Origin of the sequence: Paraburkholderia sp. MM5477-R1 (assembly GCF_050436385.1) — a bacterium.
Lineage (GTDB): Bacteria > Pseudomonadota > Gammaproteobacteria > Burkholderiales > Burkholderiaceae > Paraburkholderia > Paraburkholderia tuberum.
This window is the reverse complement of the sequence record NZ_JBNDMC010000007.1, coordinates 1,715,151-1,731,189: the sequence shown is the minus strand read 5'-3', so window position 1 is coordinate 1,731,189 and position 16,039 is coordinate 1,715,151. Positions and strand designations below refer to the sequence as shown.

14 protein-coding genes are annotated in these 16,039 nt (G+C 61.2%); 6 read left to right on the top strand and 8 right to left on the bottom strand.

Going from position 1 to position 16,039, the window contains the following annotated elements:
- Positions 1–11: 11 nt before the first annotated feature.
- From OKW35_RS36820 to OKW35_RS36810, 3 genes are all read right to left on the bottom strand, one after another.
- Complete coding sequence (locus OKW35_RS36820) at positions 12–851, bottom strand: ABC transporter permease (protein ID WP_116119564.1); 840 nt, start codon at positions 849–851, stop codon at positions 12–14.
- 5 nt (positions 852–856) lie between these two features.
- Entirely contained in the window at positions 857–2,131 is a 1,275-nt protein-coding gene (locus OKW35_RS36815; protein WP_429554635.1) for an ABC transporter permease, read from the bottom strand.
- Between the two features lie 147 nt (positions 2,132–2,278).
- Entirely contained in the window at positions 2,279–3,355 is a 1,077-nt protein-coding gene (locus OKW35_RS36810; protein ID WP_429554634.1) for an ABC transporter ATP-binding protein, read from the bottom strand.
- Positions 3,356–3,829: 474 nt separating this feature from the next.
- Here OKW35_RS36810 and betI point away from each other — a divergent pair, with 474 nt between their 5' ends.
- Complete coding sequence (betI, locus tag OKW35_RS36805; RefSeq protein WP_429554633.1) at positions 3,830–4,495, top strand: transcriptional regulator BetI; 666 nt, start codon at positions 3,830–3,832, stop codon at positions 4,493–4,495.
- A 37-nt stretch (positions 4,496–4,532) separates the two neighbouring features.
- Here the strand turns inward: betI and OKW35_RS36800 are convergent, their stop codons facing one another.
- A complete protein-coding gene (locus OKW35_RS36800) occupies positions 4,533–6,206 on the bottom strand; it encodes a 4Fe-4S dicluster domain-containing protein (protein ID WP_429554632.1) in 1,674 nt (557 codons plus the stop codon).
- 308 nt (positions 6,207–6,514) lie between these two features.
- Here OKW35_RS36800 and OKW35_RS36795 point away from each other — a divergent pair, with 308 nt between their 5' ends.
- Genes OKW35_RS36795 through OKW35_RS36780 form a run of 4 tightly spaced genes read left to right on the top strand, consistent with a single transcriptional unit; the run spans position 6,515 to position 10,021 of the window.
- The gene (locus OKW35_RS36795) at positions 6,515–7,702 is read left to right on the top strand and encodes an NAD(P)/FAD-dependent oxidoreductase (RefSeq protein WP_429554631.1); all 1,188 of its coding nucleotides are present in this window, start codon (positions 6,515–6,517) and stop codon (positions 7,700–7,702) included.
- Between the two features lie 7 nt (positions 7,703–7,709).
- Positions 7,710–8,345 carry a HutD/Ves family protein gene (locus OKW35_RS36790; RefSeq protein WP_429554630.1) on the top strand — a complete coding sequence of 212 codons (636 nt, stop codon included), beginning with the start codon at positions 7,710–7,712 and terminating at the stop codon, positions 8,343–8,345.
- On the top strand, positions 8,342–9,091 hold the full coding sequence (locus OKW35_RS36785) for an electron transfer flavoprotein subunit beta/FixA family protein (RefSeq protein ID WP_429554629.1): 750 nt from the start codon (positions 8,342–8,344) through the stop codon (positions 9,089–9,091). Before OKW35_RS36790 ends, OKW35_RS36785 begins: the two co-directional genes overlap by 4 nt.
- Entirely contained in the window at positions 9,092–10,021 is a 930-nt protein-coding gene (locus OKW35_RS36780; RefSeq protein WP_429554628.1) for an electron transfer flavoprotein subunit alpha/FixB family protein, read from the top strand.
- An 84-nt stretch (positions 10,022–10,105) separates the two neighbouring features.
- Here OKW35_RS36780 and hutG read toward each other — a convergent pair whose 3' ends face one another.
- The 4 genes from hutG to OKW35_RS36760 form a co-directional block, all read right to left on the bottom strand.
- Complete coding sequence (gene hutG, locus OKW35_RS36775; RefSeq protein ID WP_429554627.1) at positions 10,106–10,909, bottom strand: N-formylglutamate deformylase; 804 nt, start codon at positions 10,907–10,909, stop codon at positions 10,106–10,108.
- Between the two features lie 154 nt (positions 10,910–11,063).
- Positions 11,064–12,677: an L-glutamate gamma-semialdehyde dehydrogenase gene (gene pruA, locus OKW35_RS36770; protein ID WP_429554626.1), complete on the bottom strand. Its 1,614-nt coding sequence runs from the start codon at positions 12,675–12,677 to the stop codon at positions 11,064–11,066.
- Positions 12,678–12,854: 177 nt separating this feature from the next.
- The gene (locus tag OKW35_RS36765) at positions 12,855–13,856 is read right to left on the bottom strand and encodes a LysR family transcriptional regulator (protein WP_429554625.1); all 1,002 of its coding nucleotides are present in this window, start codon (positions 13,854–13,856) and stop codon (positions 12,855–12,857) included.
- Positions 13,857–13,925: 69 nt separating this feature from the next.
- Entirely contained in the window at positions 13,926–14,819 is an 894-nt protein-coding gene (locus tag OKW35_RS36760; RefSeq protein WP_429554624.1) for an N-formylglutamate amidohydrolase, read from the bottom strand.
- 276 nt (positions 14,820–15,095) lie between these two features.
- On the opposite strand from OKW35_RS36760, the gene OKW35_RS36755 reads away from it, so the two are divergent.
- Complete coding sequence (locus tag OKW35_RS36755) at positions 15,096–16,028, top strand: DMT family transporter (RefSeq protein WP_429554623.1); 933 nt, start codon at positions 15,096–15,098, stop codon at positions 16,026–16,028.
- Positions 16,029–16,039 lie beyond the last annotated feature (11 nt).

Below are 16,039 nucleotides of genomic sequence, written 5' to 3'. Positions count from 1 at the left end.
GCAACATGAATTCAGGCAACATGACTGCTGCTGCCGCGAAGTCGCTCCGTGCGACGACGCAGCGCTTCGAGCGTCAACAGCAGCAGCGTCGAGATCACCACCAGCAGACAGGCGACCGCAAGAATCGTTGGGCTGAGTTGCTCGCGAATGCCCGCCCACATTTGCCGCGGAATAGTGCGCTGGTCCGGACCGGTCAGGAAAAGCGCGACGACAATTTCGTCGAAGGAAGTCGCGAACGCGAACAGCGCTCCCGATACGACGCCGGGGGCGATGATCGGCAGCTTCACCTGCAGGAACACGCGCAACGGAGAGGCGCCCAGACTGCGGCCTGCCCGGCTCAGCGTTTCATTGAAGCCCGCCAGCGTCGCCGTAACGGTAACCACGACGAACGGCGCGCCCAGCGCAGCGTGCGACAGGATGAGACCGACCAGGCTGCCAGTGAGGCCGAGCGGACTGAAGGCGAAGTAGACGCCCACTGCGGTGATGATCAGCGGCACGATCATCGGCGAGATAAGGACGGCAGTAATCAACTGCTTTCCCCGGATGCGGCTACTGGTCAATCCCAGCGAAGCAGTCACACCGAGCAGGGTTGCAATGACGGTCGATACGACGCCGGTGATCATGGTGTTCTTCAGCGCCAGCATCCAGTCCGAGCTCCCGAAGAACTCCTGATACCAGCGCAGGCTCAGTCCGGGAAGCGGATAGGTAAAGTAAGGCTGCGAGTTGAAAGACAGCGGCATGACCACGAGAATCGGCAGCACGAGGAATAGCAGCACCGTGAGCGAAAGCGCGACAAATGAGACGCGCCCGACTCTTCCCCAAACGGTCACGTAAGCAGGAAAGTTGAACATGTGCATTACCCCAGTTTCACGCCGGCACCGCCGGTGATGCGCACGAAAATGCCGTAGATGAGCAATACGCCCACGAGGAGGACTGAAGCCAGTGCACTCGCCAGTCCCCAGTTGAGCGTGGCGTTCACGTGATTGGCGATGTAGTAGCTGGCAAGCTGATCATCGGGTCCGCCCACGATCGCGGGCGTAATGTAGTAGCCCACCGCCAGAATGAACGTCAGCATTCCGGCCGCTCCGACGCCAGGCAGCGTTTGTGGAAAATAGGCCTGGAAAAACGAGCGAATCGGCCCTGCTCCGAGCGAGCGTGCGGCCTTCACGTAGACCGCCGGGACGCCCTTCATCACGCTGTACAACGACAGGATGGCGTAGGGCAACAGGATGTGCGTCATCGAGACCAGTACGCCGAACCGGTTATAGATCAGCGCCATTCTGCTAATGCCGAGCTGAACGAGCAGATCGTTCACGACCCCATGCGTCTGCAGCACGACAACCCACGCAGTCGTTCTCACGAGGATCGAGGTCCAGAAAGGCAGCAGGACCATGATCATGAACAGATTGCCGTAGCGCGCGGGAATATTGGCAAGGAAGTAAGCGACCGGGTAACCAAACAGCAGGCATAGAAAACTGACGAATACGCTTACCCACGCTGTGCGGACAAAGACATCGACGTACAGGCGTTGCCCCTCGCCCTGACGGACGATCGCGCCGGACGCGTCCCGCTTGAAGTCGAAGGCTTTCAGGTAATAGTCCAATGTCCACGGAGAGGCCGCGTATTTCAACGTGCTCCAGACGGCAAGGTCGTCCCAGCGCGAATCGATCGTCGTCAGGCGGCTGTGCCAGGAGCCTGACTGATCATCGCCAAGGTGTCGCGACGTTTTCATGATGAGGCTGCGCAAACCGGCTTCGTCGTAATTGAGCCGCGACGCAACGCGGCTCACGCCGTCATTGCCCTTTGCCGCCGTGAGATCGTTGCCGAATGCAGTGAAGACTGCATCGCCCGGCACCTTGCCTGAGGCAGGATCCCAATTGCGAAGCAGCGCAGCCGCGTGCGGCAGTTCGTTTGAAATCGTCGGGTCCCGAAAGCTCTTGAGCAACAGGCTTCCGATTGGAACCAGAAACGTGACGAGCAGGAATGCCAGCAGCGGAAAGACCAGCAGAAAGGCCTTCGCGCGCTCGGTGCGTTCCGCCCGGCGCAGTCGGGCCTTAAGCCCTTGCAGGTCGTCGGCAATCGCTGGAGGGGCGTCACCCGCCGGGACGGTCATATCAGTGGGAAGGATCATTTTGCAGTACGGCAGAAATTCCGCCTTGTCTGGTTGGCGCGGAGTCTCTGGATGACATCAGAGACCAGTACAGCCTGATGGCCAGGCTGGGCTAGAGGTCGCCGGGCGTCGGATGATGCCGGCGTCATGTCCTCACAGACCCGGTTCCTATTGCAATGCCCTGCACGCGTCGGCCATCCAGCCGATGTTCACTGAATCCCCGACTCGCAGCGTGCGGGCGACGCCGTCATTCGGGAGCTTGACAATGAAGTCGTCCTTGCCGCAGATATGCATGACCAGACGAAGATGATCGCCGTAATAGATCAGGTCTTTCACACCGCCGCTGAACACGTTGTCGCAGCCCTTGGCCGACTCGCCGATTGCCACGCGTTCCGGTCGCAGCGACACGCACGCGTTGTCGGAAGCCCGAATGGCCACGCCGGTGCTTGCCTTGATGGTATGACCACCGTTGAGCTTGACGGTGCACCGCTCCTGTTCGACCTCGGCGATGATGCCCTTCAGCTCATTACTCTCGCCAATGAAGCGCGCTACAAACACGTTTTCCGGCTGCTCGTACAGCTTCGACGGCGTAGCGAGTTGCTGGATGATCCCGTTGTTGAAGACGGCGATGCGGTCGGACATCGTCATCGCTTCGCTCTGGTCGTGCGTGACATACACGACCGTCAGACCGCTTTGCGCATGGATCTGCTTGATCTCGTACTGCATCTGTTCGCGAAGCTGCTTGTCGAGCGCGCCAAGCGGCTCGTCCATCAACACGAGCGCAGGCTCGAACACCAGCGCCCGCGCAACGGCGATACGCTGCTGCTGCCCTCCGGACAACTGACCCGGCATGCGATTGGCGAACTTCTCCATGTTCACCATCTTCAATGCGCTCCTGACCTTCGTTTCGATGTCGGATTTGCTGACCTTGCGCACTTTCAGCGGGAAGGCGAGGTTCTCGGCCACGGACTTATGAGGAAAGAGCGCATAGCTCTGAAACACCATGCCGATATTTCGACGCTCGGGCGGGATGCGGTTGATCGGGCGCCCCTGCAGCAGGATCTCTCCGTGAGTCGCCGTTTCGAATCCCGCCAGCATCATCAGGCAAGTGGTCTTTCCCGAACCGGACGGCCCCAGCATCGTGAGAAATTCACCTTCCTTGATGTCAAGGTTCAGGTTTTTCACTACCAGAGTTTCGCCGTCGTACGTCTTCTGGACGTTTTTGAAAGAGACAATTGTCGACATCACCGTTCCTCAAGAAAAGCTCTTAAATCGTTCGCAACCTTTCGCTCACCGCACTGTTACCAAAGCGTCTCGCGGCGCCCGGGCCGGATGCAGTTTCGACATGCTGCGCTAGCCAACTGAACACACGATCAGGCGAATTCCCGCTTAAGCTCTCAGATGGGGCATCGTAGCCTGAACGCATGTTCAATTCATTTGGCGTTTTCCCTACTATAACGAAGCTGGGAATGTGTCAAAAATAATTTCTCCCTATACTTTGTGCCCAGTCTTCCTGCGCTCGGCCGAGACGGACCAACTCAACGCGTTGATTTTGGTCGACGCTAAATGAACGGATGTTCAGTAATATGGGGCCTTGGTAGCCCGTGGTTCGGTAAACATTTGTTCAAACCAATCCCACCAAGTAAGATGGCTGCATGAGACGCGTCAGTTGGCTGCCCACCTGCGTGATGCTCGGTAACTCAAACTCAGGATCTTTAAATGCAAACGGCGTCTGAGGTCGCAACGGCCAACTCCCGGAAGGAAGACGGCTGGCAATATGAGGGAATGCGAGCGAGACTGCTCGACGCCACACTGGCGGTGGTCGGAGATGTCGGGCTCGAAAACCTCACGATTCGCAAGGTGAGCGACTACGCCGGTGTATCGGTCGGCCTCGTGCACCACCACTTCGAGAACAAAAGCAATCTCGTGTACAAGACGTTCATGTATCTGATCCGACGGATGCGCGAACGGTTGACGAGTGGCCGCCGCACCATCGCCGACCCTGTCGAGCGCATGAAATTCACGGCGGACATGTGCTTCAACCAGGAAGTCATGAGTCCAGGCGCCGCGAACGTATGGCCGCATATGTGGAGCTCGTCCGCGCACGAAGCGGAAGTCCAGAGGTTGTGCGCCGCGTTTTCGCGCCGTCTGCGGTCCAACTTCCTGTTCGACCTGAAGCAGGCCGGCTGTGATCCGGCGATGGCGCGCATACACGCAATCCAGGCCATGGCGCTTGTGCATGGGTTATGGATCGAGCACAAGGTCGCTGCCAGCATTTCGATGGATGAAGTCATTGGAATATTCCATGGCATGATCGACAACGCCACCCACTGGGTCTGGAAGTCGAACATGAAGCGTGCGGCTTCGGCGCCTTCGGCGCATTAGTGAGCATCGTCTTGACAGGCGCGATGTCGTCCCCGCTCTACATGTTTGAGTAGTTCGGGCCGCCACCGCCTTCAGGCGTCACCCACACGATGTTCTGCGTCGGGTCCTTGATGTCGCAGGTCTTGCAGTGCACGCAGTTCTGCGCATTGATGACGAGCCGCTCGCTGCCGTTGTCGTTCTTCACGAACTCGTACACTGCGGCCGGGCAATAACGCGACTCCGGTCCCGCATAGGTCCGCCAGTTCACGTTGACCGGCACGGTCGGATCTTTCAGCGTCAGGTGCGCCGGCTGGTTTTCTTCGTGATTGGTGTTCGAGATGAACACCGAGGACAACCGGTCGAACGTGAGCTTGCCATCCGGTTTCGGATACATGATCGGCTTGCACTGCGACGCCGGCTTGAGCATTTCGTGATCCGAATGCTGGTGATGCAGCGTCCACGGCACGTTGCCGCCCAGCAGCTTCTGCTCGATGCCGACCATCAGCGTGCCCAGATACAGGCCCTTGCCCATCCACTGCTTGAAATTGCGCGCGCGATGCAGTTCGGTGTGCAGCCACGACGTCTTGAAGCTCTCCGGATAGGCGGTGAGTTCATCGTTCTGGCGCCCCGCCTGCACCGCTTCGAATGCGGCGTCGGCGGCCAGCATGCCGGTCTTGATCGCCGCGTGCGAACCCTTGATCCGCGAGGCGTTCAGGAAGCCCGCATCGTCACCCACCAGCGCGCCGCCCGGGAACACCAGCTTCGGCAGCGACATCAGGCCGCCAGCGGTAATCGCCCGCGCGCCGTACGACACGCGCTTGCCGCCTTCGAGAATCGCGCGGATCGCCGGATGCGTCTTGTAGCGCTGGAACTCCTCGAACGGTGACAGATACGGATTCGTGTAGCCGAGGCCAACCACGAAGCCCACCACCACCTGGTTGTTGTCCATGTGGTAGAGGAACGAGCCGCCGTAGGTGTCGTTTTCGAGCGGCCAGCCGGCCGTATGCATCACCAGACCCGGCTTGTGCTTCGCGGGATCGATTTCCCACAACTCCTTGATGCCGAGGCCATAGACCTGCGGATCGGCGCCGTCGCGCAGCTTGAACCGGTCGTTAAGCTGACGGCCGAGGTGGCCGCGCGCGCCTTCGCAGAACAGCGTGTACTTCGCGTGCAGTTCCATGCCGAGCTGGAAGTTCCCGGTCGGCTGGCCGTCCTTGCCGATGCCGAGGTTGCCGGTCGCGACGCCCTTGACCGAACCATCGCCGTTATACAGAATCTCCGCCGCCGGAAAGCCCGGGAAGATCTCCACGCCCAGCGCCTCGGCCTGCTGACCCAGCCAGCGCGTCACGTTCGCGAGGCTGATCACGTAGTTGCCGTGGTTCTTGAAATTGTCCGGCAGCGCCCAGTTCGGCACGCTCTTCGCGCCCGTTTCCGACAGAAACAGGAAGCGGTCCTCGGTCACGTCGACCGTCAGCGGCGCGCCTTTTTCCTTCCAGTCAGGAATCAGTTCATTCAACGCACGCGGATCCATCACGGCGCCCGACAGGATATGCGCCCCGATCTCCGAGCCTTTTTCCAGCACACACACGCCAAGCTCGACGGCCTTTTCAGCCGCCAGCTGCTTCAGCCGGATCGCCGCGGACAGCCCAGCCGGGCCGCCGCCGACGATGACGACGTCATACTCCATCGACTCGCGGTCGATCGCGTCGCCCGCTTGAGTGCCTGTGTTCATGTGTCCAAACCCCATGTGGTCAAAACATTTCGCAGCGCATCGTAGTTGGCGACAAAATGTCTTGCGACGTTATCAATGGTGCTGATGCTGCAAACAAGCGGCTGTTGGATTGATGTCGCTCGTTGGGCGACAAGTTTGGTGCAATCCCCTACGGAGCCTCCGTACAAACCCGAGAAACATCATCTGCGAAGCGCAACTGCACGAACCGTACTTTTGCTAAACATCGCGCTGGTTGATATTCGTGCGGCTTCGGTTCGGAGACCTCACACTGCGCTAACTGTGGGTAACCCAAACAAGGAAGCGGAATCGTGAATACCTATGATGTGGTGGTGATCGGAGCGGGTGTGATCGGCAGTTCGGTCGCGTTTCACCTGCAGAAGCTCGGCGCGCGGAACGTACTGGTGCTCGATCGCGCCACGATCGGAGCGGGCACGACGTCGCAGTCGTCGGGCATCTTGCGTACGCACTATTCTGTAAAGGAAAACGTCGAACTCGCGCGCAAGTCGTGGTCGGTGTTCAGCGACTTCGCCGCCTATATCGGCGACGACGAAGCATCGTGCGGCCTCGTGAAGTGCGGCTATATGATCGTCGCGGCCGACGGCGACAAGCTCGAGCCGTTGCGCGCGTCGCTCGACCAGCAGAAGGCGCAAGGCATCCCGCTTGAACTGCTCGATGCGCGCCAGGCGAAGGAACTCCTGCCGATCGCGGAATTCAACGACGCCGCGTTGATCGGCTACGAGCCGGAAGCCGGCTTCGCGGACGCGTATCTCACGGCGACCAGCTTCGCGCGCGCAGCGCGGCGTGGCGGCGTGACCATCCGCGAGAACGTGACCGTGAACAAGCTGCTGATCGAAAACGGCAAGGTGGTTGGCGTGTCGACCAGCGCGGGCGATTTCGCGTGCTCGACCGTCATCAGCACACAGAACATCTGGACGCCGGAGCTCGCCAGCTGGACCGGCAAGACGCTGCCCATCGCGCCGGAACGCCACGCAGTCCTCGCGCTCGATTGCGCCGGCGCCGCGTACACGTTCAAGATGCCGGTGTTCAAGGATCTGGCGTCCGAAGGCATGCTCTATTACCGCAGCTACGGCGGCAACCAGATGCTGGTGAGCGAAGGCGTGGTCGGCGAGAAACTCAGCGCCGCGGACACCGAACAGGGCGACATTCCGATGGACTATATCGTCGATGTCGGGGCCCAGGTCGCCGAGCGCTTCCCGGCCTACGAGGCGGCGGGCATCGCGTCGTCGTGGACGGGCGTCTACGACGTGACGCCGGACTGGAATCCGGTGCTCGGACCGCTGCCGGGCATCGAGGGGCTGACGGTCGGCTACGGCTTCTCGGGTCACGGCTTCAAGCTCTCGCCTACCGTCGGCAAGATCCTGGCGCAAAGCGCGCTCGGCGTGACGACGGACGTGTCGCTCAAGCCGTATTCGATCGAACGCTTTGCCGCCGGCGAGCTTCTGACCGGCAAATATGGCCTTGGCGCCGTTTCCTGAAGGGCGCGTGCCGACCGGCCTCACGATCCGGCCGCTTGCGTCGTACGCGTTGCAGCCGTGGCGTAACGGCGGCGGTCGAACTCGCCCTCTCGCCGAAGGCGCCGACGGTGCCTGGCGCATCAGCCTCGCTGAAGTGGAGCGCGATGGTCCGTACTCACGTTTTCCTGATATGGACCGGCTGTCGCTCGTGGTCCAGGGCCCGGGAGTCGATCTGCGACACACCGGAAACCACGTCATGCTGGAGCCGGGTCGTGCTGTTGAATATGACGGCGGAATCGATTGGCAGGCCACGCTGCGAGGCGGTCCGGTCATCGCGCTCAACACGATGGCGGCGCGCGGGCGCTTTCGCTCGCGCGTTGTCCCGTTGCGTGAAACCACCCTCATACCGACCGGCAGTTTTGCGCTCGTGTTGCCGTTGAGCGGAACCTGCGCCTGGCGAACGGAAGACCGGACCAGGGCGATGGCGCTAGCGTCAGACTCCCTGATCACGCGGCACGTCGACGGACCGGACCTGCTGGTCACACCGCTGGCGGATGCCGTACCAACGCCGTTGTTTCCGTCAGCTTCGGGTGCCGCCGTTGCGCTGGTCCTGATCGAGTCAGTGGGTCAATTAAAACTTCGCAATGAAGGAAACGTCACATGAAGATCTTTGCTGCAGTCAAACGCGTTGTCGACTACAACGTGAAGGTCCGCGTGAAAGCGGACCAAACGGGCGTTGACATAGGCAACGTGAAGATGTCGATGAATCCGTTCGACGAGATTGCCGTGGAAGCGGCCACACGCCTCAAGGAAGCAGGCAAGGCGAGCGAAGTCGTCGCGCTCACCTGTGGCCCGGCGCAGAGTGCCGAAACGCTGCGTACCGCGCTCGCGATTGGCGCGGATCGTGGCTTGCACATCCAGACCGATGTGGAGTTGCAGCCGCTTGCCGTGGCCAAACTGCTGAAAGCGGCGGTCGAACGCGAGCAGCCGCAACTCGTGATTCTCGGCAAGCAGGCCATCGACGATGACGCCGGCCAGACCGGCCAGTTGCTCGCCGCGCTTCTGGACTGGCCGCAGGCAACATTCGCGAGTCATATCGAGATCGGCGCCGAAACAGCGACGGTGACGCGCGAAGTAGATGGCGGACTGGAAATCATCGAATTGCAGCTGCCCGCCATCGTCACGACCGATCTGCGGTTGAACGAACCTCGCTACGTGACGCTTCCCAACATCATGAAGGCGAAGAAGAAGCCGATTGACACGGTCAGCCCTGCCGAGCTCGGCGTCGATCCGGCTCCCCGCCTCAAGACGCTAAAAGTGGTGGAGCCAGCCGTCCGCCAGGCCGGCGTGCGCGTCGCCGATGTGGCTGCGCTCATCGACAAACTGAAAAACGAAGCGAAGGTAATCTAAATGACCACTCTCGTCATCGCAGAACACGACAACGCGCAGATCAAGGCTTCGACCTTGCACGCCGTCGCAGCAGCGCGTCAATTGAACAACGGCGTCCATGTACTCGTTGCCGGTCACAGCGCCGAGGCCGCGGCCCGTGCCGCGAGTCAGATCGCAGGCGTGGACAAGGTGATCCTGATCGACGCACCCGAGCTGGCTGACGGTCTCGCCGAGAACATCGCGGCGCAGGTTCTCGCGCTCGCGTCTTCTTACTCTCACCTCCTTTTTCCCGCGACTGCGGCGGGCAAAAACGTGGCGCCGCGCGTCGCGGCGAGGCTCGATGCATCGCAGATTTCCGATGTGATCGCAATCCACTCGGACGATACATTCGACCGGCCGTTCTACGCCGGCAATGCAATTGCCACTGTGCAGTGCGACGACGCAGTCAAGGTCGCGACAATCCGGACGACCGCGTTCGAGGCCGCGCCAGCGACAGGCAGCTCAGCGTCTGTCGAAAAGAGGGAGGCGACCGCGACCACGGCGCGCGTGCGGTTCGTCCGCAGAGAAGTGTCGACCAGTGAGCGGCCGGAGCTGACGTCCGCCCGAATCGTCGTCTCGGGTGGTCGCGGCATGGGGAGCGCGGAGAACTTCGCCCTGCTCGATCCGCTCGCCCAGAAGCTGGGCGCTGCCGTCGGTGCGTCACGTGCCGCGGTCGATTCCGGGTTTGCTCCGAACGACTGGCAGGTCGGGCAGACCGGCAAGATTGTCGCGCCGCAGCTTTACGTCGCCGTCGGCATCTCCGGCGCGATCCAGCACCTCGCCGGCATGAAGGATTCGAAGGTCATCGTCGCGGTGAACAAGGACGCCGAAGCGCCAATCTTCAGCGTCGCGGACTACGGTCTGGTTGCCGACCTGTTCGAAGCGGTGCCGCAACTCACTCAATCACTCTGATTAACCCGAGGGCCGGCGGCATCACCTGGCCACCGTCACCGCTGATCCGCGGTGACGGCTTTCTTGCATCTACTCTCGTCTCTATCAGGACAGACGTCGCATGGCTTCCAGCGCCGCCGACATCATCTGCTCCACGACTGGCTTTATGCTTGCCGCGATGTCTGGCCGATAGTCGAACGGCGCGTCCTCGTTCATGTAGGTCGACTGACACATCTCGAGCTGGATAGCGTGAATTCCCTCTTCCGGCCGCCCGTATTCGCGCGTGATATAGCCGCCTTTGAACCGGCCATTGGCAACCCATGAAAATGGCTGCCGGTTCAGGGTTACCGTCACCGCATCCAGAACCTGCGGCGCGCACGACTTGCCGGAGTTCGTGCCCAGGTTCAGGTCGGGAAGCTTGCCATCGAAGAGACGGGGCAGCACGCTCGCAATCGAATGCGCTTCCCAAAGCAGAACCTGCCCATGCTCGGCCCTCAGCTCTCTGAGCGTCTCGCGTAGCTTCGCGTGATAGGGCGCATGGAATGCCTGAAGCCGTGCCGTTATCTCTTCGGACGAGGGCACTTTCCCATCGGCGTATATCGGCTCACCACGAAACGTTTCGCAAGGGCACAGCCCGGTAGTGGTCTGCCCTGGATAGAGACTCTCGCCGGAAGGCGGACGGTTCAGATCGATGACGTATCGAGAGACGCGCGCACTCAGGACGGAAGCGCCGGCTTGCGCGGCGAAGTCGTAGAGCTGGTCGAGGTGCCAGTCCGTGTCAGCGACGGTGCGTGCGGCATCCGTGCATCCGTCCAGCAGGTCGTCCGGGATGATGCTGCCCAGATGCGGAATGGAAACCAGCAATGGCAAGGAGCCCGCCTTGAAATCAAACACCCGTGAGTCGGTCATGTCTGGAATTCTCCACTATAGACTTGCGCATGGCGCGACTGACCGCCTGGGATCGGAGGGTTCGCACGGAGCCCTGCCAGCCTCCGCCATTACGACGACTGAATAAAAAAACCGCGCGAATCGACGATCCGCGCGGCTTTCTGCCCAGGTTAGCTTAGCTGCCGAAAGACCACTCGCGCGGCGGCAAATAGGTTTCCTTCACGACCCGCGGCGACGTCCAGCGCAGCAGATTCAGGTACGAACCGGCTTTGTCGTTGGTGCCGCTCGCGCGGCCGCCGCCGAACGGCTGCTGACCAATCATCGCGCCCGTCGGCTTGTCGTTCAGGTACAGGTTGCCGGCCGCATTGACCAGCGCGGCTTCAGCTTCATGCAGTGCGAAGCGATCGGTGCAGAAGATCGAGCCGGTCAGCGCGTACGGGCTTGTCGCGTCGATCAGCGCCAGCGTCTCGGACCACGCATTGTCCGCGTAGACGAACACCGACAGCACTGGGCCAAAGAGTTCCTGGGTCATCAATGCGTGCCCCGGATCGCTGACTTCGAGCACCGTCGGCGCGACGAAGAAGCCCGGCTCTGACCACGTCTTGCCGCCCGCGACGATCGTAACCTTGCTGTCGTCCTTCGCGGCGTTCAGGACGGCGGTCAGTTTCGCATGCGACGCCTGCGAGATCACCGCACCCATGAACGTCTTGCCCAGATCGGCCGGATCGCCCACCTTCAGCTGCGCGAGGCGTTCGACGAGCTGTTCGCGCACGGCTGGCCATAAGCTCTGCGGGATGTACGCGCGCGATGCGGCGCTGCACTTCTGGCCTTGATACTCGAACGCGCCGCGGATCAGCGCGATCGCCAGTTCCGCCGGATGCGCCGACGGATGCGCAAGCACGAAGTCCTTGCCGCCAGTCTCGCCGACCAGGCGCGGAATCGTGCGGAACGCACCGACCTTCGAGGCGACACCCTTCCACAGCGACTGGAACACTGCCGACGATCCGGTGAAGTGGATGCCCGCAAGATCGGGCGAATCCAGCACGGCGCGGGTGGTCAGTTCCGCATCGCCCGGCACGAAGTTGATGACGCCAGCGGGCAGACCAGCTTCTTCGAGCGCTTCGTAGAAAATCCAGTTGGCGAGTGCCGATTTCTCGGACGGCTTCCACAGCACTGTGTTACCCATGATCGCAGGCGCGGTCGTCAGATTGCCGCCGATCGCCGTAAAGTTAAACGGCGACACGGCATACACGAAGCCTTCGAGTGGACGCCAGTCCGTGCGATTGACAGCCGTCGAGACGGACAGCGGCTGTTCGGCATACACGCGATGGGCGTTGAATGCGTTGAAGCGCAGAAAGTCGATCAGTTCGCATGCCGAGTCCGGCTCCGCCTGATCGATGGTCTTGCTCTGCCCGAGCACGGTCGCGGCGTTGATGCGCATGCGCTGGCGCGTTGCAATAATGTCAGCCGCGCGATGCAGGATCGTCGCGCGGCTCGCGTACGACAGCGCCGCCCAGTCGCGCGAAACTGACTTCGCATTGGCGATCGCCTCGCCGATCTGCGCGTTGGTCGGACGGTGAATGCGCGCGAGCAGACGCGAATGGTCATGCGGTGCGCGGACCTCGACGACGTCATTGGAGAAACAACGTTTACCACCGATGACGGTCGGGATCTCGACGACGTCGCGTACGCTCAATGCCTCGGTAAGCTGCTCGGCGGCCTTGGAGCCGGCACCGAAGTGCACTTCGGGCTCATTGGCCGGAAGTGGAAAATTTGGACTTGAGTTCAACCCCTGCTCCTTCAAAAACGATGGGACGAATGGCCGGTCGACGCGAGTTTGTCCTCGAAGGCGGAAAGGCGAGGCCGGTCGGTTCAGGTACAAGACTAGCCCGTCTTTGTGCGGGAGTTGATTAAGCCAATGTCTCTTATGTATAGAATCGGCGGCGTTTGTGCAGCGGACTCTGGATCAGGCCCCGTCCATCGTATAGACGTCTTCGGGCGCGAGCGAAAGCGCGGCCGCAATGTCTCGCCCCACCTGCCGCTGAAACGCAAGTCTCAGCATGTCATACATGTCGACGGGCAGCCGGCCAAGTTCGTTCTCGCGAAACGCGAGGTAGAACGACCGGCTGAGTGTCTGGTAGGGGCGGCCGTGCCGCGAAAACGACGTCAGCGGCACGACGCGGACATCGTTCAGATACTGACGCGACTGCCATAGGCACATGGGCGTGGTCAGCGCAAAACCGAGTCCGGCTGCGACCAGACTCAGTAACGGGTCCGTCGCATCGAGCTCGTACGTGCGTTCGATACTCTCTGCGTTCGCCGCCAGATACCCATCGACGTGCTGACCGATGACCGACCTCGCGCTATAGCGGATCAACTGGAGATGCGTTGAGAGATCGGTCAGCGTACCGTAACGGTCGATCTCGAAGTTGCGCGGCAGGACGACCAGATAGGGTTCGGAAAAAAGCCTTTGCCGGATGATTCCCGGCGCGCCCGTCTGGCCAGACGTGGTCACTGCGATGTCGACCTGCCGTGCTTCCAGCTGGGCCTCGAGCACCGGACCAATGCCCGACCACAGACGGATCTGATGCGACGTGCCCGCAAGCGCGCGAATGACGATCGGGCCCATCGTGGCCGCGAAAGAGTCCACGCAACCCAGCCTTACGACCACACGTTTCGCGCGCGTGACGCTGCGCACGCTCTCCACCATCTGGCTCGCGCCCTGCAGTAGCACGGTGGCGTGTTCAAAGAGCCTTTGCCCCGCCGAAGTGGGGCGGGCGGGACGGGTCGCCCGGTCGAGCAAGGTGGTATCGAGCAGCGTTTCCAGCACCTTGATGCGATGGGACACACCGGCTTGCGAGATGTCGAGCCTGATTGCTGCGTCGGAGATCGACCCTGCTTCCACGACGGCAACCCAGCTTGCGAGCAAGTCCCAGTCGGGAAACTGTTCAGGAAAGCGCTCTTTCATTTCCGGCGGCTCATGGGTGACTGAATGTAGCACGATGTTCAGCGAGGCGATTTCCCCGCAACGGGAACTCTACAACTGATGCGCACCGGTATGCCGGTCAGCCTCCGTCCGGACGGCCGCGGGCAGACCTCGCAGAACATTTTCGAAGGTCTCAAGCAGCGGCGCCATGGCGGTGTCGACGAGGCTCGTGTTTCGGTCCCGCGACGCTCGCAATGCACCGCCATCCGCCGGTCCCGCCAGCGCCCGGTCAGCCTCGGATGCGCAATCGACTCTCCATTGGCCCGAAATCTCCAGGTTCAACACATGAATGCCGGATGCGGGGTTTCCGTAGTGCTCCGCGGTAAAGCCATCGGCGATGTTCCCGTTAACCACCCACGAGCGTCCCTGGGCCTTGGCGGATTCCGTCAGCGCGCCGACGAGTTTCCGGTCGCAGGCTTTACCGTTGTCGGTTCCGACGTTGCAGTCGCGGCCGGCGGACTCCTCGCGAAATGGCGAAAGCCAGCAGCTCGCATGCGGCACAAGCAGCAGAATATGGTCATGCAGCGCGCGAAGACGCCGAATTTCTTCTGCGACGGCCAGATGAAATGGTCGCCACAGTCGTTCGACGCGCTCATTCACCTCGGCGGTAGTCAGCGGCATATCCGGCTCATATAGAGACTCTCCGCGTGACGTGTGCGTTCGACACAGCCCTCCACGATCCACTCCAACAGACAACGGAGGACCATCCGCGGACACCATGAAATCGATCACGCATGGATGATATCGGGCGGAGATCAGGGTGGTGCCGCAGCGGCGCGCGGCGTCATGAAACAGAAGTCCGGCAGGATCGGCCAGCCGGCCCTCGACAGGCACCCAGCCAGCGTGCTTGCGCAACTCTTGGGGAATCAAGGTACCCGTGTGGGGCGTAACGACAAGGACAGGCGAATCGCCACGAAGCAGCGTGTCGCAACCGGGGTTCGGCATATCAGTTTCCATGGCTTATAGGCGCAAAAGCCCTCTCGCGATTACACCAGGGCACCTGAAACTTAGCATTTCCCGCTCTCCTGCGGAATTGCACAAGCCCGCTTTGCGCTAACTATAAGCCGCATGAAATTCGATTGGCGCGTCGCGGCTCGCGAATACACTCCCGCACAGCTTCTACGTTGCGGCAGTCGCTTGATGCCGGCCCCTCCAAGGGAAGCAAGAGCGCTCGTCGCGCGACATCCTCTCCGAGAAGCATAACCGCAGCAGGGAAAGACCGTGATTCGGATTTACGCTGCCTTCGCACTTCTCGGAGTTTTTTGGGGCTCGAACTTCATCTACATGAAGTGGGCGTCAGGACTCGTAACTGCAGGACAGATTTCCCTGTTGCGCGTCTTCTTCGGGTTCGCGCCGCTCGCGGTGCTTGCCTGGCGTAAAAGAGTCGTCCGTTTCGCCCAGCTCAGATACCTCCATCACTTCACCATCATGGCGGCTTTTGCGACGGCGTTCTCATACTTTGCGATGGCGCAAGGCACTGCGCTTCTGCCATCCAGCATTGCGGGCGTTCTCGGCGGATCACCCGCGCTCTTCACGTCGATTGCGTCGGGCGTCTTTCTGCGCAATGAACGCATGAACCGAATGATGGCATCCGGCGTGCTATCAGGAATCCTCGGTATCGCTCTCATCTCGCGACCATGGACGAGCACGAGCCCCGATGCTGCGATCAGCGCGATCGGGGTAGCGTGGATGCTGGCCGGATCGATTGTGTTCGGTCTATCCTACATTTATGTGCGCCGGTATCTGTCTGGGACTAGCGTTCCTCCGCTGGCAATCGTCACATGGCAGATGGGACTGGCGTTGCTGATTCTCGTTAGCCTGACGGATCTGCACGGGGTGAGCCGAATTCTGCAAGACTGGAAGGCCGCGACGGGACTTGCTTTTGGTCTGGGACTGCTCGGCACCGGCGCCTCTTTTCTGCTCTATTACTACCTGCTCGAGAAACTCGGGGCAATAGCCGCCGCGAGCGCTGTGTACGTCACGCCGGTCGTCGCGCTGCTGATCGGCTGGAGTGCGGGCGAACGCGTCGGCCCGCTCGAACTCATAGCCGTATTCATGATTTTCGGAAGCATTGCGCTCCTTGAGTTCGGTCGCCAGGCAGGCGCACGACAAAAAGCCGCGCCTATAGCGCCACCTGCCGTCAGCTTTGACTGACTGGACGAGCC

What these genes read in the sequence shown, in the direction of transcription:
- OKW35_RS36785 (WP_429554629.1), top strand. Translation starts at nt 8,342, where the DNA reads ATGAAGATCTTTGCTGCAGTCAAACGCGTTGTCGACTACAACGTGAAG.
- betI (WP_429554633.1), top strand. Translation starts at nt 3,830, where the DNA reads ATGCAAACGGCGTCTGAGGTCGCAACGGCCAACTCCCGGAAGGAAGAC.
- OKW35_RS36760 (WP_429554624.1), bottom strand. Translation starts at nt 14,819, where the DNA reads ATGCCGAACCCCGGTTGCGACACGCTGCTTCGTGGCGATTCGCCTGTC.
- OKW35_RS36815 (WP_429554635.1), bottom strand. Translation starts at nt 2,131, where the DNA reads ATGATCCTTCCCACTGATATGACCGTCCCGGCGGGTGACGCCCCTCCA.
- OKW35_RS36800 (WP_429554632.1), bottom strand. Translation starts at nt 6,206, where the DNA reads ATGAACACAGGCACTCAAGCGGGCGACGCGATCGACCGCGAGTCGATG.
- OKW35_RS36820 (WP_116119564.1), bottom strand. Translation starts at nt 851, where the DNA reads ATGTTCAACTTTCCTGCTTACGTGACCGTTTGGGGAAGAGTCGGGCGC.
- OKW35_RS36780 (WP_429554628.1), top strand. Translation starts at nt 9,092, where the DNA reads ATGACCACTCTCGTCATCGCAGAACACGACAACGCGCAGATCAAGGCT.
- OKW35_RS36810 (WP_429554634.1), bottom strand. Translation starts at nt 3,355, where the DNA reads ATGTCGACAATTGTCTCTTTCAAAAACGTCCAGAAGACGTACGACGGC.
- OKW35_RS36765 (WP_429554625.1), bottom strand. Translation starts at nt 13,856, where the DNA reads ATGAAAGAGCGCTTTCCTGAACAGTTTCCCGACTGGGACTTGCTCGCA.
- hutG (WP_429554627.1), bottom strand. Translation starts at nt 10,909, where the DNA reads ATGACCGACTCACGGGTGTTTGATTTCAAGGCGGGCTCCTTGCCATTG.